This is a genomic window from Streptomyces sp. NPDC051214 (assembly GCF_040682375.1).
Lineage (GTDB): Bacteria > Actinomycetota > Actinomycetes > Streptomycetales > Streptomycetaceae > Streptomyces.
Map to the genome: position 1 here is coordinate 808,951 of NZ_JBFBAT010000001.1, position 22,987 is coordinate 831,937.

Consider the following 22,987-nt stretch of genomic DNA (forward strand, 5'->3'; position numbering starts at 1 on the left):
TTGGTTGAACGCTTAAGGTCAATGCTCGCGTCGGCAAAACTTTGGAGGTCGTTCAGTTTTCTGAGGCGGAGGCTGACATAGGCCGTGGGCCGGCCCCGCATTGCGGCCTCGTGAACGCTGTGGCGCGCTGTGGCGTACGGGGAATAGCGGGGCGATCGTGGTGGTCGTCCTAGGTGTTCCGTCCTTGGAGGTGAGGGACGGGGCTCAGGGTTCACGGCTCGAAGCGAGGGAGCACATGTCCAAGGCGTACGTATTCACGCGGTTCGGCGGCCCTGACGTGGAGGCCTTTGTCGATCAGGCCCGGCCGGAGCCCGGTCCGGGGCAACTCCTGGTCGCCGTGCGGGCGGCGGGGGTCAACCCGGTCGACTGGAAGCTGCGCGCGGGCAAGCGGAGGCCTGGGGCGCCGCCCGCCGAGTTCCCCGAGGTGCTGGGGAGCGAGGTCGCGGGCGTGGTCGAAGCGGTCGGTTCGGGCGTCGAAGGCTTCGCGGTCGGTGATGCGGTGTTCGGCAACCCGGACACCGGCGGCTACGCCGAGCACACCCTCCTGCCCGCCTCGCTCGCCGCGCACAAGCCCGCGGGCCTGACCTTCGCGGAAGCCGCCGCGCTGCCGGTCGCGGTGGCGACGGCGTACGACGGCCTCCAGCAGCTGAACCTGCCCGCTGGGGCCACCTTGCTGATCACCGGGGTCGGCGGCGGGGTGGGCGTGGCCGCGGCGCAGTTGGCCAGGCACCGCGGCATTCAGGTCGTGGGCACGGCGAGCGCGGGCAAGAAGGACTTCGTCGAGTCCTTGGGTGCGGTGCATGTGCCGCCGGGTCCCGACCTGGCGGACCGCGTGCGGGCGGCTGCGCCGGGCGGGCAGGTCGACGCGGTCTTCGACCTGGTGGGCGGCGACGATCTCGTGGCGGTGGCGGCCCTGCTGCCGCTCGCCGGCCGCGAGGGGAAACTGATCACGGCCGCGGCCAAGGAGACAGTCGGGGAACTGGGCGGGGCGGCGGTGGCACGGGCGCGAACCAGCGAGGTCCTGGACGCGGTGGCGCGGCTCGCCGTCGAGGGGGTGCTGCGCCCCCAGGTGACGGCGACGTACCCCCTGGACCGGGCCGACGAGGCGCTTCGGGCGGTGGAGGGCGGACATGCGCGAGGGAAGGTCGTGATTGAGGTGGGAGCGGGCTGACCACCGCGTCGCGGCTGACCACCGCGTCGCGGCTGACCGCCGCGTCGCCTCACGTCTCCGTTCCGACCGCGGGTGCCCGGGGAAAGCCTGGTCGGAGGGGGCAGGGGGAAGAAATCGGGCGGGCGAAAAGGAAGCGACGGGGAGGCGCTCTCGTTGGTACGTTTCGAATCATGGAACCTATCGGCGAGAAAGAGATTCGCGCGGCCTTCGTCAACTGCTCCAAGGGCGAAGCCCGCAGACTCACGCTCCCCGCGGGCTTCCAGGAGACCCCCTGGTCCGACCTGGACTTCCTCGGGTGGCGGGACCCCAAGGCCCCGGACCGGGGCTACATCGTGACCGAGCGGGACGGTGAGTACGTGGGCATCGCGCTGCGCGCCTCGACCGGCGCGCGCAAGAGCCTTTTCAAGAGCAGCATCTGCTCCGTCTGCGTGACCCCGCAGTCCGGTTCCGGCATCACGCTGCTCGTGGCACCTCTCGCCGGCCCCGCGGGCCGCCAGGGCAACTCGGTCGGCATCTACATCTGCGCCGACCTCGCCTGCTCCCTCTACGTACGCGGGAAGAAGACCACGCCCCTCGCCCGCCGCTTCGAGGAGACCCTCGGCCTGGAGGAGCAGAACGCCCGCACCGTGGCGAACCTGCACGGCTTCATCGACAAGGTCCTCGAAGGGACGACGGCGGCGGCCTGACCCCCTGGCCCTCGCCGCCCCTTCCCGCCCTGCGCCGCTCAGGTCTGCCGGGGGTCCACCACCTGCAGGGTCAGCGCCGCCGACGGTGCCGCGACCCCCGGCCCGCCCGCCTGCGCCCACGCGATTATCTCGTCGATCGAGTCGTCGTCCATGGCGAAGCCGATCCAGACGGCCCGGCCACCGCGCCTGCGCCCCTCGCGCGAGGGCTGTACGACGACGATGTTCGCCTGCCCGCAGGGGCCGAGGCACTCGCTCGTCCGCACCGCGAACCGCCCCGCCGACTCCGCGGCGGCGGCCCGCATCCGTGCCAGCTGCCAGTCGTGGTCCGTTCCGGGATGCTTGCGCGAGTTGCCGCAGCAGCAGCCTCGGCACACGACCAGCGTGCAGGGGCGGGCGGCGGCGGATCCGATGGAGATGACGGGGCTCATCCAGTGATCATCTCAGCCTCGTTGTCAGACCCTCGTGGGACGCTCGATTCATCACGATCCGGCACCACCGCGCAGGGGTACGCGGACGCGTACGCAGGAGAGGGAGAGCGCTCATGGCCATCCAGTGGACCGTCACCATCGACTGCGCGCGACCCCGCGAGCTGGCCAAGTTCTGGGCGCTGGCGCTCGGTTACGCGGAGAAGCCACCCCCGGCCGGCTTCGACAGCTGGGAAGCCTGGCTGGCGCACTACGAGGTCCCCGAGGAGGAATGGGACGACGGCGCCTATCTGTTGGACCCTGACGGCCATGGGCCCGCCCTCTCCTTCCTCAAGGTCCCGGAGCCGAAAGTGGTCAAGAACCGGCTGCACCTGGACGTGCGGGTGGGCGGCGGCCGTGAGACGCCCTGGGACGTCCGCTGGCCCCGGGTCGTCGCCGCGGCCGAGAGGCTGACCGCGGCCGGAGCGACGGTGATCCGGCAGCACGAGTTGCAGGGAAATCCCGACCACATGGAAATGGCCGACCCGGAGGGCAATGAGTTCTGTCTGATATGACCTCGCCCGTCTCACATCTCACGTCTCCCGTGTCACGTCACCCACCGCACGTCACTCCGACTCACCCCAGGTACGCGAGCCCCGGGTGCACCGCCTTGTAGCCCTCCACCAGCCGGCGCGCCACCGTCACGGAGTCCACCAGGGGGTGCAGTGCGAACGCCTTGACCGCCGTGGTGCGTGAGCCGCTTTCCGCCGCCGCGAGGATCTCCCGCTCCACGGCCTTCACCGCGCACACGAGCCCCGTCGCATGTCCCGGCAGCGGGTCCACTGCCATGGGGTGCGCGCCGTTGGCGTCGACGGAGCACGGGACCTCGATCACCGCGTCGGCGTCCAGCGCCGAAAGGGTCGTGCGGTTGCGGACGTTGAGGATCAGCGTCGCCCGTTCGTCCCGCGCGATCGCCCGCATCAGGGCGAGGGCGACCTTTTCGTAGCCACCGGATTCGAGGTCCTCGGCCGCTCGCTCGCCGACGCCCGCGGCCTCCCGGTTCTCGGCCATGTACGTGGCCTCCCGCTCCGCACGCGTGGCGTCCCAGGCCTTCAGCGCCGAGGACACCTCTTCGTCACGGCCCAGCTGCTCGTAGAAGCGCGCCTGCTGGTCGCGCAGGAAGGCGCCCCTCGTCTGCTCCGCCTCCTGGTAGGCGCGGACCGCCTCGCGGTTGAAGTAGTAGTAGTGCAAGTACTCGTTCGGGATGGCACCCAGCGACTGGAGCCACTCCGCGCCGAACAGCCGCCCTTCCTCGAACGAGCCCAGCATCCGCGCGTCGCCGAGCAGTCGCGGCAGCTCGTCGCGGCCCGCGATCCGCAGTCCGCGCAGCCAGCCCAGGTGGTTGAGTCCGACGTAGTCGATGAACGCCTCGTCGGGGTCGCCGCCCAGCATGCGTGCCACGCGGCGCCCCAGGCCCACCGGCGAGTCGCAGATGCCGATGACGCGGTCGCCGATGTGCCGGGACATCGCCTCGGTGACCAGGCCCGCCGGGTTGGTGAAGTTGATGACCCAGGCATCGGGGGCGAGCTGCCGTACGCGGCGCGCGATGTCCACGGCGACGGGCACGGTCCGCAGGCCGTACGCGATGCCGCCCGCGCCGACCGTCTCCTGGCCCAGGACGCCCTCCGCGAGTGCCACCCGCTCATCGGCCGCTCGTCCCTCCAGGCCCCCCACCCGGATCGCCGAGAAGACGAAGTCCGCGCCCCGCAGGGCCTCGTCGAGGTCGGTGGTGGCCGTCACGGCGGGGGCGTCCGGCACCCCGGCGGCCTGCTCGGCCAGCACACGGGCGACCGCGCCGAGCCGTCCCGCGTCCAGGTCGTGAAGGACGACCTCCGTGACCCGGCCCTCGGCGTGGTCGCCGAGCAGCGCGCCGTACACGAGCGGCACGCGGAATCCGCCGCCACCGAGAATGACCAGCTTCACGTCACAACCACCTTCACGTCTCGACCGACCTCTGTCGGAGCACCTGCCTGCCGGCACACGCACATCTGTCGACCTGTCAGAACTCACCCGTCGACAGAGGTCACGTTACGTACGATTGCCCGGCAGCGATCGACCCCCCACGGAGGTAGCGCACCGATGACACCCCTCAAGACGTCCGCGAAGGCATCCGCGGCCCTGCTCGGCGCCCTCGCCCTTGCAGTGTCGACCGGCTCCGCGGCAGCGGCGGACACGGCCCCCAGATCCCCCGGCGGCTGGCAGGAGACCGGCGCCTCGTCCGTCAACTCCCTCACCGGCAGCCAGGGCCTGGCCAGCCGCGCCGACGGCAGTCTCCTCTACCGTGGCCTCGCCTCGATCCCGCTCGACCTGCGGGCCAAGGGCTGGAGCCACGTCGGCGACCCGGACATAGCCGACGGCCACACCGTCGACGCCTACCAGGGCGGTGACGGCGCGAAGTCGAAGATGTTCGCCGTCACGACGCCCGGTGGGAAGCGCTACCTCTACGAGCACCAGCTGGACGCGGGCGAGAAGCTGAACAACTCGTTCGCGGCCGTCGCGCCGGGCAACCAGTGGCTGGTGTCGGGCGAGTGGGGTGACCAGAACCGGCTCCAGGTCTTTCCCGCCCCGCTCCTCAACTCCTCGACCCCGCCGACCGGCGGTGCGCTCCCCCAGGCCGGTCAGATCTCGCTCGACAAGCCGGTGCGGGACATCCAGGGCTGCGACTTCGTCTCCGACACCCGCCTCGTGTGCGCGTCCAACGACGCGTCGAAGGAGCTGTGGCCCGAGGACCGGCCCGTCCTGCAGGTGGACCTGGAGCGGGCGCTCGACGGCAAGCCCGTGACGGGCAAGGTCACGAGCCTGTTCGCCGTCCCGCAACGGAGCCTGTGCCGGGGCACGTTCGAGACGGAGGGCGTCGACTACGACTCCGCGCGACGCACGCTGCGCGTCCAGGTCGTGCCGCCGGTGCCGTGCCTGGTGACGACGTCGGTGTACGCGTACAAGCCGACGACCGGCTGACCGGAACCGGCTCACCACCACTGGCTGACCCGCACACACCCTCGACATGCCGGACGTGTGCGGAGGGGCCGGGCGGGGGATGGTCGCGATCATGACACAGCAACACCGGCACGCACCCGTGTCCGAAACGCCCCCCGCTCAGCCCCGCCGCCCGATACGGCAACTGCTCGCCGCGTCGGTGGGCAACGCCGTGGAGTGGTACGACTGGTACGCCTACACGTTCCTGGCCACGTACATCGCCGACCAGGTCTTTCCCAAGGGCTCGGGCAACTCCCTCGTACCGCTGCTCTCCACGTTCGCCGTCTTCGCCGTCGGCTTCTTCATGCGGCCGGTCGGCGGTCTGCTCATGGGCGCGGTCGCCGACCGGCGGGGCAGGCGGGCGGCGCTGACCGTCACGATCCTGCTGATGGGCGGCAGCAGCCTGCTGGTCGGCCTGACGCCGACGTACGCGTCCGTCGGGGTGCTCGCGCCGGTCGTCCTGGTCCTGGCCCGGCTGCTCCAAGGCCTCTCCGTGGGCGGCGAGTTCGCGGCGTCGACGACCTTTCTCGTGGAGTCCGCGGGGCCCGGCCGGCGCGGGCTCTTCTCCAGCTTCCAGTACGTGTCGACGAGCGTGGGCCAGCTCGCCGCGTCCGGTGTCGCGGCTCTGCTCGTCGCCACGCTCTCGGACGGGCAGATGGACGGCTGGGGCTGGCGGCTGCCGTTCGTCGTCGGGGCGGTGCTCAGCCTGGTCGGCTTCTGGATCAGGCAGGGCGCGCAGGAAACCCATCAGGCGCCCCAGGGCGCGTCCGAGCGGCCCGGCCTGTTCGACGCGCTGCGGAAGTATCCGCGCCAGTCGCTGCTGATCTGCGGGATCACGGCCGGGGGCACGATCGCGTACTACACGTGGACGTCGTATCTGCCGACCTATGCCGAGCTGAACACCGACATCAGCAAGAGCCAGGCGCTGCTGTCCGGCACGCTCTCGCTGGCGTTCTTCGCCCTGCTCCAGCCGGTCGGCGGACTGCTCTCCGACCGCTTCGGCCGCAGGCCGCTCCTGCTCTTCTTCGGAATCGGCTTCGCCGTCCTGAGCGTGCCGCTGCTGCGCTCCCTGAACGGCTCGTTCGGCTCGCTCCTGATGGTGCAGTGCGCGGGCATGGTGCTGCTCACCGGCTTCACGTCCATCTCGGCGGCCGTGAACGCGGAGGTGTTCCCCGCTCATGTCCGCGCGGCGGGAATCGGCTTCCCGTACTCCCTCACCGTCGCCCTGTTCGGCGGCACGGCCCCGTACATCGGCACCTTGTTCAAGGAAATCGGCAACCCGGGCCTGTTTCCCTGGTACGTGGCCGTGCTCTGCCTCGCCTCATCGGCTGTGTACCTCAAGCTCCCGGAATCGGCCCACAAGGAACTGGAACGCTAGCCGCAGCAGACCTGATTACGACTCCATCACCAGTTGAACAAAATACCTTCACAACTGGCGCAGCAGGACTAGCGTCATGCCCCTTCACCGCAGCAAGGGGGCACCCATGGCCAACCCATATCCCGCACCACCGCCGGCGCCGAGACCCGCGCCCAAATGGGCGCGCAAGCGCTTCGTGCTCCCCGCCCTCGCCCTCACCTTCTTCATCGGCCTCGGGACCGGCCTCGGTGACGACGGCAGCACCTCGACGAAGGCCGCCGCGAAGGAAGCGGGCCCGACTTCGACCGTCACCGCCACAGCCACCGCGACGGCCACCGAGACGGCGAAGCCGGAGCCCGCTCCCACGGTCACCAAGACCGTCAAGGCCACGAAGACGGTGAAGGCCACCGTCACCGCCCAGCCGGAGGCGGCCGACCCGGGCTCGGGTGGCAGCGGCTCCGGTGGGGGCGGCAGCGTCGCCTACGGGAACTGCAGCGAGGCCCGTGCCGCGGGCGCCGCGCCCGTGCATCGAGGTGAGCCCGGCTACGGGCCGCACCTCGACCGCGACGGTGACGGCGTCGGCTGCGACACCTGAGAGGCGAGTCGTCAGGACGTGCGGGGGACCTCGGTGATCGAGCGGCCCGCCCACTCCGGGGCCGGTTCCGTGAGGGACAGCAGGTGGGTGTGGATCGGCTCCGGGAAGGGGGCCGACCTGCCTGCGTTCTGGTCCACGTGGAGGGCCAGAAGCTCTGTGGTCGCCACTGGGGTCGCGTCCGGGGCGATGGCCGCTTCGGGCTCCTGAACCACGTACAGCTCGTGGGTGAAGCGGGCCTTCTTGGCGTCCGCGCCCAGGATGCGGGTGCGGACGGCGAGGTGGGCGCCCTCCGCCACGTCGTCGAGGTAGCGGATGTGCGCCTCGACCGTGTAGAGGGAGCAGCCCGTGGACGCGCGGTAGCCCTCGTGCAGGCCGGTCTCGATCATCATGGCGTCGGTGGCGTAGCCGAAGACGAGGACGTAGAACGCCTCGCTCATGTGGCCGTTGTAGTCGATCCACTCGGGCCGCACGGTCCGGTGGAGCAGAGGCAGCGGCTCGACGGTCGTGGACTCGCTCACTTGGCCTCCTCCTTCGCGCGGCGCTGCTGCGGCAGGCGTCCCGTCGCCCGCAGTACGTCGATGACTCCCTGGTCACGCTCGGCGACCAGGTCGGCGATGGTCCTGCCCTCCGCCGCGTCGTCGCAGCCGGCCACCACGGCGTCGTACAGCTTCTTGTCGAGCTCGGGTGCTTCCAAGCGCGTCCACGGCGACTTCAGGGACGGGCCGAAGTGATCGAGCATGTGGGCCATGCCGCCCTCGCCGCCCGCGAGCGCGAAGGTGAGCATGGGGCCCATGAACGCCCAGCGCAGGCCGGGGCCTTCGGTGATCGAGTCGTCGATCTCCTTCACCGTGGCCTCGCCGTTGGCGACCATGTGCAGGGCCTCGCGCCACAGCGCTTCCTGGAGGCGGTTGGCTATGAAACCGGGCACCTCGCTCGCCATGGTGATCACGGACTTGCCCGCGACCTCGTAGAAGCGGGAGGTCCAAGTGACCGCGTGTGCGGCCGTCTTGTCGCCGCCGACGACCTCCACGAGCGGGATGAGGTAGGGCGGGTTGAAGGGATGTCCGACGACGAGGCGGCCCGGGTCGGCGGCCGTGGTCTGCATGTCGGTCATCGGGTAGCCGGAGGTGGAGGAGGCGATGACGACGCCGGCGGGCGCGGCCGCGTCCAGCTGAGCCAGCAGATCGCGCTTCAGCTCCAGCTTCTCGGGGGCGCTCTCCTGCACGAACTGGGCGTCGGCCACGGCCTCTTGGAGGGTGGCGGTGACGGTGAGGCGGTCCGGCGACGCGCCTTCGGCGAGGCCGAGTTGGGTCAGCGCGGGCCAGGCGGCGTCGACCAGGCGGCGGAGCTTCTGCTCGGCGTCGGGGGCCGGGTCCCAGGCGGTGACGTCGTAGCCACGGGCCAGGTAGTGGGCGACCCAGCCGCCACCGATCACTCCGGCGCCGACGCAGGCGATGCGACGTACGTCTTCGGGGGCGCAGGGGGCGGGGGGTGTGTTGATGTCGTTCATGGAGGGGTCCTACTCGTCGTGGGGGGGGTGCGGCGAGGTCGCGCCCCGAAGGGGCGCGGGGAACTGCGCGACCGGCCACAGCCGGCCCGCGGCCGGATAGCCGCGCAATCCAGCGAAGCGCTACCGCTTGAGGCCGAGCTTCTGGCGCGCTTCGTCCGGCGTGGCTACACGGGAGCCGAGGTTCTCGGTGATCTGCACGGCCCGCTCGACGAGTTGGGCGTTGCTGACCTTGTTGCCCTTGCCGAGGTAGAGGTTGTCCTCGAGGCCCACGCGGACCTGACCGCCGAGCAGGATCGACTGGGCGACCCACGGCATCTGCATGCGGCCGAGCGCGAAGCTGGCCCACTGGGCGCCTTCGGGAAGCATGTTGACCATCGACTGGAGCACACCCGGGTCTGCCGGGGCGCCCCACGGGATGCCCATGCAGAGCTGGAAGACGGTGGGGTTGTCGAGCAGCCCCTCGGCGAGCAGCTGCTTGGCGAACCAGAGCTGTCCGGTGTCGAAGATCTCCAACTCCGGCCGCACGCCCAGCTCCTGGATGCGCTTGGCGCCCTGGCGGAGCATGTCGGGGGTGGAGATGTAGAGGTTGTCGCCGAAGTTGAGGGAGCCGCAGTCGAGGGTGCAGATGTCGGGGAGCAGGTCCTCGACGTGCGGGAGGCGGTCGAGGCCGCCGACGAGGTCGGTGCCCGGCAGCTCGCCGAGCTCCTTCAGCGGCTCGACCGGATCGATGACCAGGTCGCCGCCCATGCCCGCGGTGAGGTTGATGACGACGTCGGTGCCGGTCTCCTTGATGCGCTCGACGACCTCGCGGTACAGACGGGGGTCACGCGAGGGATCGCCGGTCTCGGGGTCGCGTACGTGGATGTGCACGACGGCGGCGCCGGCCTCGGCGGCCTCCACGGCGGAGGCGGCTATCTGCTCGGGGGTGACGGGGACGTGGGGACTCTTGCGTACGGTGTCGCCCGCGCCGGTGAGCGCGGCGGTGATGATGACGTCCTGGTTCACGGGCATGGCGAACTCTCCCTCGGGGGTGGGGTGTTGGGGTTGGTGTTGGTGTTGCGGGGGTGCTGCCGTAGCTCTGTCGGTGCTTACGCGGGTCTCGGCGCCGCGAGTGTCGCGTCCACGTACACGAGCAGCGCCTCGTGCATGTCGTCGGGGGTCGTGCCGTCGTCCCCCGGGGTCGAGGCGAGCACCTGGGTGGCGAGGCCGTCGATCAGCGCGGTGAGCCGGAGCGCGGCGGACTGCGGATCGACGAGGCGGAACACGCCCTCGTCGACGCCGCGCCGGATGACGTCGGCGACCGTCGCACGCCACTGCCGGTAGTAGTCGGCGTGCAGCCGTCCCACGGCGGTCGACCGGGCGGCCTCCGCCCACAGGTCGAGCCAGACGCTCCACTGCCAGCGCTGTTGCGGGGTGCGGGGCGTCTGCAGCTCGATCAGCTGGCGCAGCTCGTCGGCGGCGTCGGCCGCGTCGGCGACGCGGGCCGCCCGGCGGGCGGTGTCCTCGTCCATGCACCAGCGGACGGCGGCCTCCAGGAGGTCGTCGCGGCCGGGGAAGTGGTAGTGGATGGCGGCGGTACTGGTGGCGCAGGCTTCGGCGATGTCCGCCACGCGTACGGCATGGAACCCGCGCTCAGCGACGAGCCGTACGGTCTCGCGGACGATCTGGAGGGGGCGCCCACCCTCCGGGGCCGCGGCGGTGCGTTCCCGGCGGGCCGAGGTCGCGGCGTTCGGGCCACCCGGGTGCTGGGCGCCGTAAGGCTGGGTGCCCGGAAGCTGGGTGCCCAGGAGCCAGCCCGCGTCCACGCCGCCGGTGTCGGCGATGCGGGCGAGCTCGGCGGCGGTGAAGCGGCGGGTGCCGCCGAGGGAACGGGAGAGCTTGGAGGGGTCCATCACGATGCGGCGGGCGAATTCGCGCTGGGTCGCTCCGGCGTCGGCGATGACCTTGCGGACTCTGTCCGCGACCTCGGGGTCTTGCTGCATGGGCGGTCACGCTACCTGGGTGTTGCGGTGATCGCAATCTTCGGGGGCGGTTCCTCCAGGTGATTGCGCAATTGCGATGCTGACTGATGTCTCAGTCACCGCAATCCCGCAACAAGAGCCCGCAGCCTGCAAGCGGGCCCGCCCACCCGCTCCCCCTCCGCTGGGGGTGAACGGGTGGGCGGGCGGGAGAGAAATGGAACGCGCAGCCTCGGGACCTCAGGCCCGCTCCTGCACCCCGGCGACGAACTCGTCCAGGTAAGGATCGGCGATCTTCACCGGTCCCACTTGATGATGCTCGGCCGGATCGACCGTGATCGCGCGGGCCCGCTTCACGAGGGACTCCATCGAGGCCCGTTCCCGCGCGGCCCCCGCGTCATCCCCCTCCTGGGCGAACGAAAGCGCCGCAAGGCCATGCTCCAGCGCGGAACCCCACAGCTCCGTCGCGTCCAGCCACTGCTTCGCGTCATGGAGGAAGAGCTCGTCCGGCACCCCGGAGCGCAGCACCGCGGGGACCTTCCCGATCTCCCGGACGGTGGGCAGCAGCGCCCGTACCGCCCCGGCGGGGTCACTCTCGTACCGCTTCCAGAACGCGTCCAGCTTGGGTCCGAGAACCGGGGACTGCGGCTGCCAGTTCGTCTCGCCGAAGGTGGGCGCCGCGTGGTTGAGGTCCACGAACGTCTGCACCGCGTCGGCGACCCGCTCATCACCCCCGGCGAGATACAGCGCCGCCTGCCGCCCCGAGCGCGCCCGCTCGTACCCGTGGTCGTTCCACGAGAAGTCGTTCATGGTGAAGACGGCGAGCTTGCTCGCCCCCTCCTGGTTCATCGGGTTGGACACGATGCCGCTGAGGTGGCCGGACAGACCGGACTCGCGCTTGTCGTAGGGCGCGAGCAGCAGCCGCCCCTTCGTGCGCGCGAAGTCGTTCACCGGGTAGTTGTCCCAGACGAACACCTTGCGCCCGAAGAGCTCGGCGGCCTTCTCCGCCTGGGAGTTGGTGATCTCCGGCGGGACCACGTCCGTACCCGTCCACATCACCTCGACGGCACCGTCGAGCTCGGCCCGCATCGTCTGCTTGTACGCGGTGTCCGTGAGGTCCCCGTACTCCGTGGGCACCATCTGCAGCGGGTTGGCGTCCTCGTGCTGCGCGATGAAGTCCCGCTGGATGGTGTTGAGGAGCCCCACTTGGGCCTTCGCCGCGGGCCCGCGTCCCGGCTCGCCGAACGCGGCCTTGTCGGCGTCGCAGTTCCACTTGGTGTAGCTGATGTCGTCGAGCGGCACCGAGAAGGACCGTACCCCGAGGTCGTACATCGCCTGGAGCTTGGCCGTCAGTGCCTTGACGTCCGCCGGGTCCGAGTAGCAGATGGAACCGCCCGGCGAGACAGCGAACGTGAAGCGGACGTGGTTGGCCGTGGCGCGGTCGATCAGCTTGCCGAGTTCGGTGAGCTTGTCCGCCGGGTACGGCTCACGCCACTTGTCCCGGTGGTAGGGGTCGTCCTTCGGCGCGTACACATACGTGTTGGCCTTGGTGTCGCCGAGGAAGTCCATCTGGTCGAGGCGTTCGGCCTCGGTCCAGGGCGGGCCGTAGAAGCCCTCGATGCTGCCACGCAGCGGCATGGAGGGGAAGTCGGAGACCTCGGCCCCGGCTATGCGCCCCCTGGTGATGAGCTGGCCGAGGGTCTGCGCCGCATAGAACTGCCCGGTGGCGTCCTTGCCGCCGAGCGCGACGGTGCGATGCCGCGCCCGCAGCGCGTAACCCTCCGCCTGCTCCGGCACCTTCGTCCCGCCGAGCGCCTTCGCGATGTCCGGCCGGGTCGCGGGGCCGAGCAGGACGGTCAGCGGGGCGCGGCCCGACGCCTTCGCGCGTACGTCGATGTCACGCACCCCGTGGGCGCGCAGCGTCTCGGTGACGCGCTTGCGGGCCACCTCGTCCGTGCCGTCGCCGACGACGAGTTCGGCGCGCCGGGCGAGCGGCACGTCGCCGCCCGCACGCGCCATGTGCTGCGGGGTCGGGGAGACGACGGGGAGCTTGCGGGTCACGGCACCCTCCTGCGGCGACGGCGACGGCGGCGCGGCGGCTGCCGATGGGGCCAGGGGGACCGCCAGGACGGCGAGCGCGAGAAGCGCTGTCCGGGTTCTGAGGACGCGTGTGGTGCGGGGCATGGGGCCTCCGAACTTCGGGATGGGGGTGGGACCGCGTGTCCAGCGGAGCGCTCAGTCGCGCGTGTGCGCGCGGTACAGGTCGAGATCGCCGTCGAGTGCGCCGTCGAGTTCGAGTGCGATGACCGTGCACAGCGGATCGAGGTGGTCGTCGGTGAGGTGGACGTACTCCCAGCCCGGTACGTCGCCGAGTCCGCCCACGCGTTCGTGCCGGAGGGCGGTGTCCGTGCCGAGCACGCGGGCTGACGTCACGCCGTTGCGCACGCCCCGCAGCACGACGTACTCGTTGGGCCGGTCGAAGAGGAACAGGTACAGGGTGCGGCGGTCGGCGGAGAGCGTCGAAGGGCCGTAGAAATGGCCGTGCGGAAGGCCGCGTACCGTCCCGTAGACCGCTTCGGCGTGCCGGCCCGTCCACTCCCCCAGCGCTTCGAGGCGCTCGGTCTGTTCGGGGAGCAGCGTGCCGTCCTCCTTCGGGCCGACGTCGAGGAGCAGATTGCCGCCGCCTCCGACGGTCTCGACGAAGATGCGGACCAGTTGACGGGGTGACTTGTGGTTCGTGTCCTGCGGCTGGTACCCCCAGGAGTCGTTGACCGTGAGGCACAACTCCCAGGGCTGGCGCGGCGGTTCGATCGGCACGCCTTGCTCGGGGGTGGCGTAGTCGCCGTGCCCGGTGAGGCGGCCGTTGACGACGGTGTGCGGGGAGAGCGCCCGGATCTCCTCCGCGAGTTCCGCCATCCGCCACTGCTCGGGGCTGCGCTCCCACTCGCCGTCGAACCACAGGAGGTCCGGTGCGAAGCGCTCGAGGAGTTCCCGCACCTGTACGCGGTGGAAGGCGAGGAAGTCCGCCCACCGCTCCTCGGACTCCTCGCCGGGGGCGGGCATCGAGAAGCGGTTGCCGCGTTCGGCGGGGTCCTGGCCGTCGGGGCGCACGGTGGCGTAGTCGGGGTGCGACCAGTCCAGGTGCGAGTAGTAGAGGCCGACCTTGATGCCTCTGGCGCGCAGGGCGGCGACGTACGGAGTGATGAGGTCGCGGCCGGCGGGGGTGCGCTTGACGACGGAGAGGTCGTTCGCCGCCGTGTCCCAGAGGGCGACTCCGTCGTGGTGCTTGGCGGTGAGCACGACGTAGCGGGCCCCCGCGCGGACGAAGAGATCCGCCCATGCATCGGGGTCGTAGGCGGACGCGGTGAAGCCGTCGAGCTGCGCCATGTACCGGTCGTACGGGACGCGTCCGTCGAAGAAGGACCAGGACTCGGCCACGCCGTCCACGCTGTAGATGCCCCAGTGGAGAAAGATCCCGAGCTTGGAATCCGTGAACCACGGCTGGATCATGGGCAGTTCTCCTCGTCGTGCGGGCGCGTCGGGTTGGCAACGTTGTCAGCAGGGTGGGAAGGGTTGCCGACGGTCGGCGGCCGCCGAGCTGAAGCGCTTGAGCGCCAGCAGGCTAGATCGAGAAAGATGCCGTATACAAGGGGGCGTCGGAGGTCAAATTCCGGTGGCGTCACGGGCCTTGACGGGGCGGTGTCGCTGCTTCATCTTCACCGGCGGCCGAGCCCCTGCCGGCTGCCGAGCGCAAGGCGAAGTTTGAACCGCATCGGTCACGCAATGGTGTGACGCTCCGGCGGCCACCGCATCGGTCACCCCCGCTCGGGTAGTGCTCCGCTGCCCGTAAGCCGCCACCGTCGCCTTCGCCATCACCGCCGCCACCGCCGTCACCGCCGTCGCGAGGAGAACGCCGTATGTCGTCGCAGCCCTTCGAACTGCCCAGCTTCTACATGGTGCATCCCGCCCGACTCAACCCCCATGTGGAAGAGGCGAGGGAGCACTCCGGGAAGTGGGCACGTGACATGGGGATGCTGGAGGGGTCGGGCGTCTGGGAGCAGCGTGACCTGGACGCCCATGACTACGCGCTGCTGTGTGCGTACACCCACCCCGACTGCGACGGGCCCGCGTTGTCCCTGGTCACGGACTGGTACGTGTGGGTGTTCTTCTTCGACGACCATTTCCTCGAACTGTTCAAGCGGACCCATGACCGCGAGGGCGGCAGAGCCTATCTGGACCGGTTGCCCGCCTTCATGCCGATGGACCTGTCCACGCCCGTGCCGGAGCCGACCAATCCGGTCGAAGCGGGACTCGCGGACCTCTGGGCGCGGACCGTGCCGTTCATGTCGCGTGACTGGCGGGCGCGGTTCGCGGAGAGCACGGAGAATCTGCTCAACGAATCCCTGTGGGAGCTTTCGAACATCAACGAGGGCCGGATCGCCAACCCCGTCGAGTACATCGAGATGCGCCGCAAGGTGGGCGGCGCGCCCTGGTCGGCGGGGCTGATCGAGTACGCGACGGGCGCGGAGGTCCCGCCGGCCGTCGCCGGGTCCAGGCCGCTGCGCGTCCTCAAGGAGACGTTCTCCGACGCCGTCCATCTGCGCAACGACCTGTTCTCGTACCAGCGGGAGATCGAGGATGAGGGGGAGCTCTCCAACGGCGTACTGGTCCTCGAGAGGTTCCTGGACTGCTCCACGCAGGAGGCGGCCGATGCCGTGAACGACCTGCTGACCTCGCGGATGCAGCAGTTCGAGAACACGGTGCTGACCGAACTCGGCCCGCTCTTCGCGCGGACGGGGCTGCCCCCGAAGGAGTGCGCCGATGTCCTCGCGTACACCAAGGGGCTGCAGGACTGGCAGTCGGGCGGGCAGGAGTGGCACATGGTGTCAAGCCGCTACATGAACAAGGGCGGCACCACGCCTTCGCCTCTCGACGGCCCCACAGGGCCCGGCACGTCCGCCGCCGGGATCAAGGCGCTGATCGCCGCCACGGGCGCGGAGCGGCTGCGCGGTTACACGCACGTCCCCTTCCAACGGGTGGGCCCGTCCCGGCTCCCCGACTTCGACCTGCCGTTCAAGACCCGCCTCTCGCCGCACCTGGAGGCGTCGCGGCCCCGCACCGTGCAATGGGCGAGCCGGATGGGCATGCTCCGGCCCCAGCCCGGGGTCCCGAGCTCGGACATCTGGGACGCGCACAAGCTGTACGGCTACGACTTCCCGCTCTGCGCGGCCGGCCTCCACCCGGACGCCGACCTCGAAGCCCTCGACCTGGGCTCGCAGTGGCTGACCTGGGGGACGTACGGGGACGACTACTTCCCCGTGGTCTTCGGCAGGCCCCGTGACCTGGCGGGCGCGAAGCTCTGCAACGACCGGCTCTCGCTCTTCATGCCGCTGGACTTCGCCGACATGCCGGCGCCGACGAGCGCGATGGAGCGCGGCCTCGCGGACCTGTGGGTGCGCACCGCGGGCCCGATGGACGACGAGGCGCGCCGCACGCTGCGCACCGCCGTCGAGGCCATGACGGCCAGCTGGCTCTGGGAGCTGGACAACCAGGCGCAGAACCGTATCCCCGACCCCGTCGACTACATCGAGATGCGCCGCCTCACCTTCGGCGCCCCGCTCACCCTGAGCCTGTGCCGCCTGGGCAACGGCCCGCAGGTCCCACCGGAGATCTACCGGAGCGGCCCGATGCAGAACCTGGAGAACGCCGCGGTCGACTACTCGGCCCTGATGAACGACGTCTTCTCGTACCAGAAGGAGATCGAGTACGAGGGCGAGATCCACAACGGCGTCCTCGTCGTCCAGAACTTCTTCGGCTGCGACTACCCGACGGCGCTCGGCATCATCGACGACCTGATGAAGTCACGGCTGAACCAGTTCCAGCACATCATCACCCACGAACTACCGGTCCTCTACGACGACTTCGACCTCCCCCAGTCAACCCGGCACATCCTCGACGACTACGTACGCGACCTCGAGAACTGGATGGCCGGCATCTACACCTGGCACCGCGACTGCCGCCGCTACCGCGAGGAAAACCTGTCCCACGGCCCCCTGCGAAGCCCATCGGGCTTCGGCATGGCAGCAGTACGCCCGGACTGGCTCCGCGAGTTCGGCCTCGCCGTCGACCGCCAGATGGAGGGGGCGCCCGGCCTCGGACAGGGGTGAAGGGGCCACCAAGGGCTGCCAGGGGCCAACGGGAGCGGCGAGACTAGCCTGGCCCCATGAGTCCCGTCCCTGACCGTGTCCAACGCGCCGCGGGCGCCCTCGTCGGGTCCGCCGTGGGAGACGCGCTCGGCGCGCCCTTCGAGTTCGGGCTCGCGGGCGACTTCTCGGCGCGTTTCCCGGAGCCGGGCCTGGGCGGGGAGATGTGCGGGGGCGGCGGCTGGGACGCCGGAGAGGCGACGGACGACACGCAGATGGCCGTGCACGTCACGGACTCGCTGCTCGCCCACGGGGGTCTCGACCTGCCCGACATCTTCGGGCGGTTCCAGCGGTGGGCGGGGGCCGAGCCCAAGGACATCGGCCTGCAGACGGAGGACGTCCTGACGAACGGCCAGCCGTGGGACCTCGCCGCCCAGGTCCACTTCCAGGTCAACATGCGGGCCGCGGGCAACGGTTCGCTCATGCGCGCCACCACCGCGGCCCTCTATTTCGCCGACGCGGGCCGGGCGGCCACGATGGACGCCGCTCGCCGCATCGCGGCCCTCACCCACGGCGACCGCGCGGCCTGGGAGGGCACGGCCGTCTTCCATGAGCTGTTGCGGCTGGCTCTGGAGGGCGCCGATCCGCTCGTCCACCTGCCGGAGGCCCTGGCCCGGGTCCACCCCGACCACCGGGACCGGTACGCGCGCGTCCTCGCCCCCGACTGGCACCCCGACGAGGCCACCGAGTTCAACGGCGCCGTCTGGCCCTGTCTGGGCTCGGCCGTGTGGGCACTGCGCACCACGACGTCGTACGCGGAAGCGGTGCGCGCGGCGGTCGATCTTGGCGGCGACACGGACACCGTGGCCGCGGTCACCGGCGCGTTGGCCGGCGCCCGTCACGGCCTCGCCGCCCTACCCACCGAGTGGACGGCCGCCCTGCACGTCCCGCTGCCGGGCTCGGCCGAGCCGGGCCGGACGCTGCTCCTCGCCGACCTCGTCGATCTCGCCCGCCGCCTTGTCGCGCCCAAGCCCACCCGACCGTCAGTCGTCCCGGGGCTCCGGCAGGATTTGGCGTAGGTGTGGGGTGGGGTGGTGGTCTCGGCGCCATTCTCGGGGGTAGCCGACCGAGACCTCCTGGAAGCGGACTCCGTCGTGCCAGGTGGTGCGGGGGATGTGCAGGTGGCCGTAGACGACTGCCGCCGCCTCGTACTTCACGTGCCAGTCGGCGGTCAGCTCGGTGCCGCACCACAGGGCGAACTCGGGGTAGTGCAGGATCCGGGTGGGGTCGCGCACCAGCGGCCAGTGGTTGATCAGGACCGTGGGCAGGCCGGGCGTCCGCCGGGCGAGCATCTCCTCGGTGAACGCCACGCGGGCGCGGCACCAGTCGTCGCGGCCCAGGTAGGGGTCGGGGTGCAGGAGCACCTCGTCGGTGCAGACGACGCCTGCCGCGTGCGCCGCCTCAAGGGCGTCCCGCTTCGCGTGCGTGCCCTCGGGGCGGAACGTGTAGTCGTAGAGCAGGAACAGGGGGGCCACGGTGACGGGCCCGCCGTCGCCGCGCCACACCGGGTAGGGGTCCTCGGGGGTCACGGCGCCCAAGGAGCGGCACAGGTCCACGAGATGGCGGTAGCGGGCCTCGCCGCGCAACTGGTTCGGGTCGTCGCGGGGCGTCCACAGTTCGTGGTTGCCGGGCGTCCACACCACCTTGGCGAAACGGTCGGTGAGGGTGCGCAGCGCCCATTCGACGTCGGCCATGCGCTCGGCGGTGTCCCCCGCGACGATCAGCCAGTCCTCGTCGGTCTCCGGGCGCAGGGACTCGAGGAACTTCCGGTTGTCGTCGTACGCGACATGCAGATCGCTGATGGCGTACAACTTCGGCTTCTTCTCGGGTACTTGTGTCACTGTGCGAGGCTAACCGCAGAGCTGCCGCCGCGTGGCGCGATCAATGGTGTCCGTCCCCGCCGCCCTGCTGGATCTGCAGGTACTCCTCGGGCGTCGCCTTGGGCACCTGGGCCGTGGGGCCGTACATGGCCCGTCCCAGGCGCGCCCGCAGCCGTTCGCCCCGGGTGACCTTGCGGGCCACGCCGTGCGCGTCGACCACCGGGCCTATCTCGTACGGCTTGGGCTGCTCGTGCGCGGTCAGGGTGTACAACTCACCCTGGGTGAGCGGCACATGGACTTCCACGTACTCGCCGTGCGGCAGGCGTTTGATCGTGCCGCTCTCGCGGCCGTGCAGCGCCTTCTCGCGGTCGCGGAGCTGCAGCCCCATGCACCATCGGTGGGTCACGAAGAAGGCGAGCACCGGCACGACGAAGACACTGACCCGCACGAACCACGTGATCGCGTTGATGGACAGATGGAACTGCGTGGCCCAGATGTCGTTGCCGCCGCCGACCATCAGTACGCCGAACAGCGAGAGCCACGCCACGCCGAGCCCGGTGCGCACCGGGGCATTGCGCGGCCGGTCGGCGATGTGGTGCTCGCGTTTGTCGCCGGTGACCCAGGCCTCGATGAACGGATAGACGGCGATGGCCGCCAGGATCAGCGGGAAGAGCATGAACGGGATGAAGACGCCCAGTTCGGCCGTGTGCCCCCAGGCGTTGATCTCCCAGGTTGGCATCACCCGGATCAGGCCCTCGGAGAAGCCCAGATACCAGTCGGGTTGGGCGCCCGTGGAGACGAGGTCCGGGCGGTAGGGCCCGATCACCCACACGGGGTTGATGGTGGCGATCGCGCCCATGAGCGCGAGGACACCGAAGACGAGGAAGAAGAAGCCGCCCGCCTTGGCGACGTAGATGGGCATGAAGGGCGCCCCGACCACGTTCTTCTCGGTCTTTCCGGGCCCCGCGAACTGGGTGTGCTTGTGGTAGAAGACCAGGATCAGGTGGGCCACGACGAGCCCCAGCATGATCCCCGGCAAGAGCAGCACATGCACGCTGAAGAGCCGCGGAATGATGGCATCACCCGGGAACTCCCCGCCGAAGAGGAAGAAGGAGATGTACGTCCCCACGACGGGGATGGACAGGATCGCACCCTGCGCGAAGCGGATGCCGGTGCCCGAGAGCAGGTCGTCCGGGAGCGAGTAGCCGGTGAGACCGGTGATGATCCCGAGGAACAGCAGCGTCCAGCCGAACAGCCAGTTGACCTCACGCGGCTTGCGGAACGCGCCGGTGAAGAACACCCGCATCATGTGCACGAGCATGGCGGCCACGAACACGAGCGCGGCCCAGTGGTGGATCTGCCGGATCAGCAGCCCGCCGCGCACCTCCATGCTGATGTCGACCGTGGACTCGAAGGCCTTGGTCATCTGGATGCCCTTGAGCGGGGTGTAGACGCCGTCGTAGATCACCTCGGAGCCGCTCGGCTCGAAGAAGAGCGTCAGCCAGACCCCGGTGAGAATCAGGATCAGGAAGCTGTAGAGGCAGATCTCCCCGAACATGAAGGACCAGTGATCGGGAAAAATCTTCCGCATCTGGCTCTTGGCCAGGGTGTGGATGCCCAGACGGCCGTCCGCCCAGTCGGCGACCCGCTCCCCTTTGCCGGCCGGAGCCGTGCGTTTGCTGTCCCGGGTGTGCTCGACGCTTCCACTCATGCGGCTACCCCCCTCAGGCGGCTCCCAGGTTAGATCAAGGGTTCGGCTGAGCCAACAGGCCCTCGGTGACCCGAAGTTGACGATCTTGGGATACGCAGGTGGGGCCACCACGCGCGGCCGAGGTCACATCACCGCGGCGCCTCGCCCTCCACCTCGCCCTCCACCTTGCGCTCCACCTCGCGCTCCACCTCCCGCTCCCGCCCCCGCTCCGCATCCAACTCCCGCACCAGATCCATCGCCCGCCCCAGAGTCGTGAGCCGCGCCTCCAGACCTTCGCCCGCAGGGTAGAAGCGGACCGTGTCCACGCCCGCGTCGCGCCACACCCTCAGCCGCTCGCGGACCATGCCCTCGGTGCCGATGAGGGTGGTGGCGAGGACCATGTCGTCGGTGATCAGGGCGGCCGCGCCATCACGGTCGCCGGACTGCCAGCACTCGTGGACCTCGGCGGCGATGTCGGCCCAGCCCTGCCTGCTGTAGGCGTTGTTGTAGTAGTTGGTGGTGGCGGACCCCATGCCGCCCAGGCTGAAGGCGAGCTCCTTCTTGCGGCCCGCGACCATCGCGCGCAGGGCGTCCTCGTCGTCGGCGAAGGCCACTTCGGCACCCTGGCAGACGTCCAGGTCGCCGCGGGTGCGGCCGGAGGCGGCAAGGCCCGCGTCGAGGTGGTCGAAGTAGGCCTCCTTCGCGCCCTCGGGGACGAAGCTGGTGCCCAGCCAGCCGTCGGCGATCTCGCCGGTCAGGCGCAGCATCTTGGGCGAGAGCGTGGCCAGGTAGACGGGCAGTTCGTGCTCGGCGCGCATGGACAGCCGCATGGGCTTGGCCTCGCCACCCGGCAGCGGGAGGGTGAACTCCCGTCCTGCGTACGAGATCTTCTCCCCCGAGACCGCCAGGCGGACGATCTCCACGGTCTCCCGCATCCGGGTGAGCGGCCGGGCGAACGGCACCCCGTGCAGGCCCTCGATCACCTGCGGCCCCGACGGACCGAGCCCCAGGATGAAGCGTCCCTCGGAGATGTTCGAGAGAGTGATCGCCGCGCGGGCGATGGCCGCCGGGGTCCGGGTCGCGAGCTGGATGATGCCGGACCCGAGCAGCATGCGTTCCGTGCGGGCGGCCAAGTAGCCGAGCGGGGACGGCGCTTCGGAGCCCCAGGCCTCCGCGACCCAGCAGATGTCCATCCCCAGCTTCTCGGCCTCGGTGACGAAGTCGACGGTCTCCCGCCAGTTCGCCCCGGACGCCTCGATGGTCGTCGACGTACGCATCAGGCGTCCGCCTTCGGGGCGTGGGCCGGGCCGGAAGCTCCGCCCTCGGCCAGCTTCTTGATCGCGTCCAGCGTGGCCGCCATGTTCTGCTCGAATTCCCGCATCCGTACGTACACGATCTTCTGCTCCTTCTCCGGCATCCGCTCGATCGCGTACGACAGACCCGAGCGGCCCGGCCCCATCCGCATCCACTGGGTCAGCTCGGTGGAGCCGTCGTCCGCCGCCGTGAGGCTGAACCGCCAGACGGCGCTGGGCCGTTCGGGGTCCTCCACCGCCCAGGCGAACACGCGCGGGGCCTCGCACTCCACGACGTACGACGTGGTCTCCCACGCGCCGAACGACGGGTGCTCGCTGCGGCCGGCGAACCGCGCGCCGAGAGCGGGGGAGGTCGTCCCGTCCAGCCACTCCACCGACCGCAGCTCCGCGCTCAGCGTGGGCATCAGGGCGATGTCGGAGACGAGCTCCCACACGCGTTCCGGTGACGCGGCGATCCGTGTGCGCACCTCGGCCGTCGGCCCGTCCGCGTAGCGCGCGCCTGTCCACTCCATCGTGGGTCGCCTCTCTATAGGTCGCCTCTTACCTCGCCGACCACGAGAGTTGCGTAGATAGACTCACTCGTCAAGGGTGAAGGACCCGAACGGCGCGAAGGGGGTTCAGCGGGTGAAGCGGTCCCGGATGTCGGGTCGTTCGGCGAGCCGCGCCGGGTAGCCGGGGCCGAGGCGCGCGTGCGTGTCCGCGGCCGACATCGGCTCCTTGCAGTGACCGCAGACCACCTCGGCCTCGGCCTCGTGCCCGCAGCGGTCGTGCTCGAAGACGACCGGCGCGCCTTCGTCACCGCTCAGCCAGCGGTTGCCCCAGCTGTTCATCACGGCGAGCACGCCGAAGAAGTCGCGGCCCTTGTCGGTCAGCACGTAGTCGTGGCGCACCGGCTCGCTCTGGTACGCGCGCTTCTCCATGAGGCCCTCGTCGACCAGGCGGCGCAGCCGGTCGGCCAGAGTGTTGCGCGCGATGCCGAGTTCCTGCTGGAAGGAGTCGAACCGCCTGATCCCGTAGAACGCCTCGCGCAGCACGAGCGGCGTCCACCAGTCGCCCAGCAGGTCCATGGTGCGCGCGATGGAGCAGGGCCAGTCGGCAAAGGAGGTCCGCCTCATGCCGCAAGGATACGAGAAGGGGCCCCGGGCCTCGATGGGTCTCGATGGGTCTCGATGGGTCTCGATACCGGACTCAGCAGCCCGGGGCGGGTGCCGGTACGCGCACGTGACGTTCGCCGCAAACGCGGC

The 22,987-nt window shown here is 70.4% G+C and carries 21 protein-coding genes; 8 read left to right on the top strand and 13 right to left on the bottom strand.

Going from position 1 to position 22,987, the window contains the following annotated elements; genetic code table 11:
• The first annotated feature begins 235 nt into the window (after positions 1 to 235).
• Together AB0M70_RS03630 and AB0M70_RS03635 are read left to right on the top strand one after the other, a co-directional pair.
• Complete coding sequence (locus AB0M70_RS03630) at positions 236 to 1,171, top strand: NADP-dependent oxidoreductase (protein WP_365815880.1); 936 nt, start codon at positions 236 to 238, stop codon at positions 1,169 to 1,171.
• A gap of 170 nt (positions 1,172 to 1,341) precedes the next feature.
• Positions 1,342 to 1,857, top strand: a complete 516-nt coding sequence (locus tag AB0M70_RS03635) for an FBP domain-containing protein (protein ID WP_365815882.1) — start codon at positions 1,342 to 1,344, stop codon at positions 1,855 to 1,857.
• A gap of 38 nt (positions 1,858 to 1,895) precedes the next feature.
• Here AB0M70_RS03635 and AB0M70_RS03640 read toward each other — a convergent pair whose 3' ends face one another.
• Complete coding sequence (locus AB0M70_RS03640; RefSeq protein ID WP_365815884.1) at positions 1,896 to 2,285, bottom strand: (2Fe-2S) ferredoxin domain-containing protein; 390 nt, start codon at positions 2,283 to 2,285, stop codon at positions 1,896 to 1,898.
• 113 nt (positions 2,286 to 2,398) lie between these two features.
• Here AB0M70_RS03640 and AB0M70_RS03645 point away from each other — a divergent pair, with 113 nt between their 5' ends.
• Positions 2,399 to 2,836, top strand: coding sequence for a VOC family protein (locus AB0M70_RS03645; protein WP_365815886.1), 438 nt, complete (start codon positions 2,399 to 2,401; stop codon positions 2,834 to 2,836).
• Positions 2,837 to 2,897: 61 nt separating this feature from the next.
• Here the strand turns inward: AB0M70_RS03645 and AB0M70_RS03650 are convergent, their stop codons facing one another.
• Positions 2,898 to 4,244, bottom strand: coding sequence for a 6-phospho-beta-glucosidase (locus AB0M70_RS03650; RefSeq protein WP_365815888.1), 1,347 nt, complete (start codon positions 4,242 to 4,244; stop codon positions 2,898 to 2,900).
• Positions 4,245 to 4,400: 156 nt separating this feature from the next.
• On the opposite strand from AB0M70_RS03650, the gene AB0M70_RS03655 reads away from it, so the two are divergent.
• From AB0M70_RS03655 to AB0M70_RS03665, 3 genes are all read left to right on the top strand, one after another.
• A complete protein-coding gene (locus AB0M70_RS03655; RefSeq protein ID WP_365815890.1) occupies positions 4,401 to 5,279 on the top strand; it encodes a hypothetical protein in 879 nt (292 codons plus the stop codon).
• 91 nt (positions 5,280 to 5,370) lie between these two features.
• Positions 5,371 to 6,675: an MFS transporter gene (locus AB0M70_RS03660; RefSeq protein WP_365815892.1), complete on the top strand. Its 1,305-nt coding sequence runs from the start codon at positions 5,371 to 5,373 to the stop codon at positions 6,673 to 6,675.
• A gap of 106 nt (positions 6,676 to 6,781) precedes the next feature.
• Positions 6,782 to 7,249: an excalibur calcium-binding domain-containing protein gene (locus tag AB0M70_RS03665; protein ID WP_365815894.1), complete on the top strand. Its 468-nt coding sequence runs from the start codon at positions 6,782 to 6,784 to the stop codon at positions 7,247 to 7,249.
• A gap of 11 nt (positions 7,250 to 7,260) precedes the next feature.
• On the opposite strand, the gene AB0M70_RS03670 is transcribed toward AB0M70_RS03665, so the two are convergent.
• The 6 genes from AB0M70_RS03670 to AB0M70_RS03695 form a co-directional block, all read right to left on the bottom strand.
• Entirely contained in the window at positions 7,261 to 7,767 is a 507-nt protein-coding gene (locus AB0M70_RS03670; protein ID WP_365815896.1) for a thioesterase family protein, read from the bottom strand.
• A complete protein-coding gene (locus AB0M70_RS03675; RefSeq protein WP_365815898.1) occupies positions 7,764 to 8,759 on the bottom strand; it encodes a 3-hydroxyacyl-CoA dehydrogenase NAD-binding domain-containing protein in 996 nt (331 codons plus the stop codon). The genes AB0M70_RS03670 and AB0M70_RS03675 overlap by 4 nt, the downstream gene beginning before the upstream one ends.
• A gap of 120 nt (positions 8,760 to 8,879) precedes the next feature.
• Positions 8,880 to 9,770, bottom strand: a complete 891-nt coding sequence (locus AB0M70_RS03680; protein ID WP_365815900.1) for a 3-keto-5-aminohexanoate cleavage protein — start codon at positions 9,768 to 9,770, stop codon at positions 8,880 to 8,882.
• A 77-nt stretch (positions 9,771 to 9,847) separates the two neighbouring features.
• A complete protein-coding gene (locus tag AB0M70_RS03685) occupies positions 9,848 to 10,741 on the bottom strand; it encodes a TetR/AcrR family transcriptional regulator (protein WP_365815902.1) in 894 nt (297 codons plus the stop codon).
• Positions 10,742 to 10,957: 216 nt separating this feature from the next.
• Positions 10,958 to 12,901, bottom strand: a complete 1,944-nt coding sequence (locus tag AB0M70_RS03690) for a beta-N-acetylglucosaminidase domain-containing protein (RefSeq protein WP_365815904.1) — start codon at positions 12,899 to 12,901, stop codon at positions 10,958 to 10,960.
• Positions 12,902 to 12,952: 51 nt separating this feature from the next.
• Positions 12,953 to 14,227, bottom strand: coding sequence for an alpha-L-fucosidase (locus tag AB0M70_RS03695; RefSeq protein ID WP_365815906.1), 1,275 nt, complete (start codon positions 14,225 to 14,227; stop codon positions 12,953 to 12,955).
• A 407-nt stretch (positions 14,228 to 14,634) separates the two neighbouring features.
• On the opposite strand from AB0M70_RS03695, the gene AB0M70_RS03700 reads away from it, so the two are divergent.
• Both AB0M70_RS03700 and AB0M70_RS03705 read left to right on the top strand, forming a co-directional pair.
• The gene (locus AB0M70_RS03700) at positions 14,635 to 16,884 is read left to right on the top strand and encodes a terpene synthase family protein (protein WP_365815908.1); all 2,250 of its coding nucleotides are present in this window, start codon (positions 14,635 to 14,637) and stop codon (positions 16,882 to 16,884) included.
• A gap of 56 nt (positions 16,885 to 16,940) precedes the next feature.
• Positions 16,941 to 17,939 carry an ADP-ribosylglycohydrolase family protein gene (locus AB0M70_RS03705; RefSeq protein ID WP_365815910.1) on the top strand — a complete coding sequence of 333 codons (999 nt, stop codon included), beginning with the start codon at positions 16,941 to 16,943 and terminating at the stop codon, positions 17,937 to 17,939.
• Here the strand turns inward: AB0M70_RS03705 and AB0M70_RS03710 are convergent.
• From AB0M70_RS03710 to AB0M70_RS03730, 5 genes are all read right to left on the bottom strand, one after another.
• On the bottom strand, positions 17,904 to 18,761 hold the full coding sequence (locus tag AB0M70_RS03710; protein ID WP_365815912.1) for a metallophosphoesterase: 858 nt from the start codon (positions 18,759 to 18,761) through the stop codon (positions 17,904 to 17,906). The two genes, AB0M70_RS03705 and AB0M70_RS03710, sit on opposite strands and share 36 nt — an antisense overlap.
• Before the next feature lie 40 nt (positions 18,762 to 18,801).
• Positions 18,802 to 20,451, bottom strand: a complete 1,650-nt coding sequence (locus tag AB0M70_RS03715) for a cytochrome bc complex cytochrome b subunit (protein WP_365815914.1) — start codon at positions 20,449 to 20,451, stop codon at positions 18,802 to 18,804.
• Positions 20,452 to 20,579: 128 nt separating this feature from the next.
• Positions 20,580 to 21,707, bottom strand: coding sequence for an LLM class flavin-dependent oxidoreductase (locus AB0M70_RS03720; protein ID WP_365815916.1), 1,128 nt, complete (start codon positions 21,705 to 21,707; stop codon positions 20,580 to 20,582).
• Positions 21,707 to 22,255: an SRPBCC family protein gene (locus tag AB0M70_RS03725; protein ID WP_365815918.1), complete on the bottom strand. Its 549-nt coding sequence runs from the start codon at positions 22,253 to 22,255 to the stop codon at positions 21,707 to 21,709. Before AB0M70_RS03725 ends, AB0M70_RS03720 begins: the two co-directional genes overlap by 1 nt.
• 105 nt (positions 22,256 to 22,360) lie before the next feature.
• Complete coding sequence (locus AB0M70_RS03730) at positions 22,361 to 22,858, bottom strand: helix-turn-helix domain-containing protein (protein WP_365815920.1); 498 nt, start codon at positions 22,856 to 22,858, stop codon at positions 22,361 to 22,363.
• Between the last annotated feature and the right edge of the window lie 129 nt (positions 22,859 to 22,987).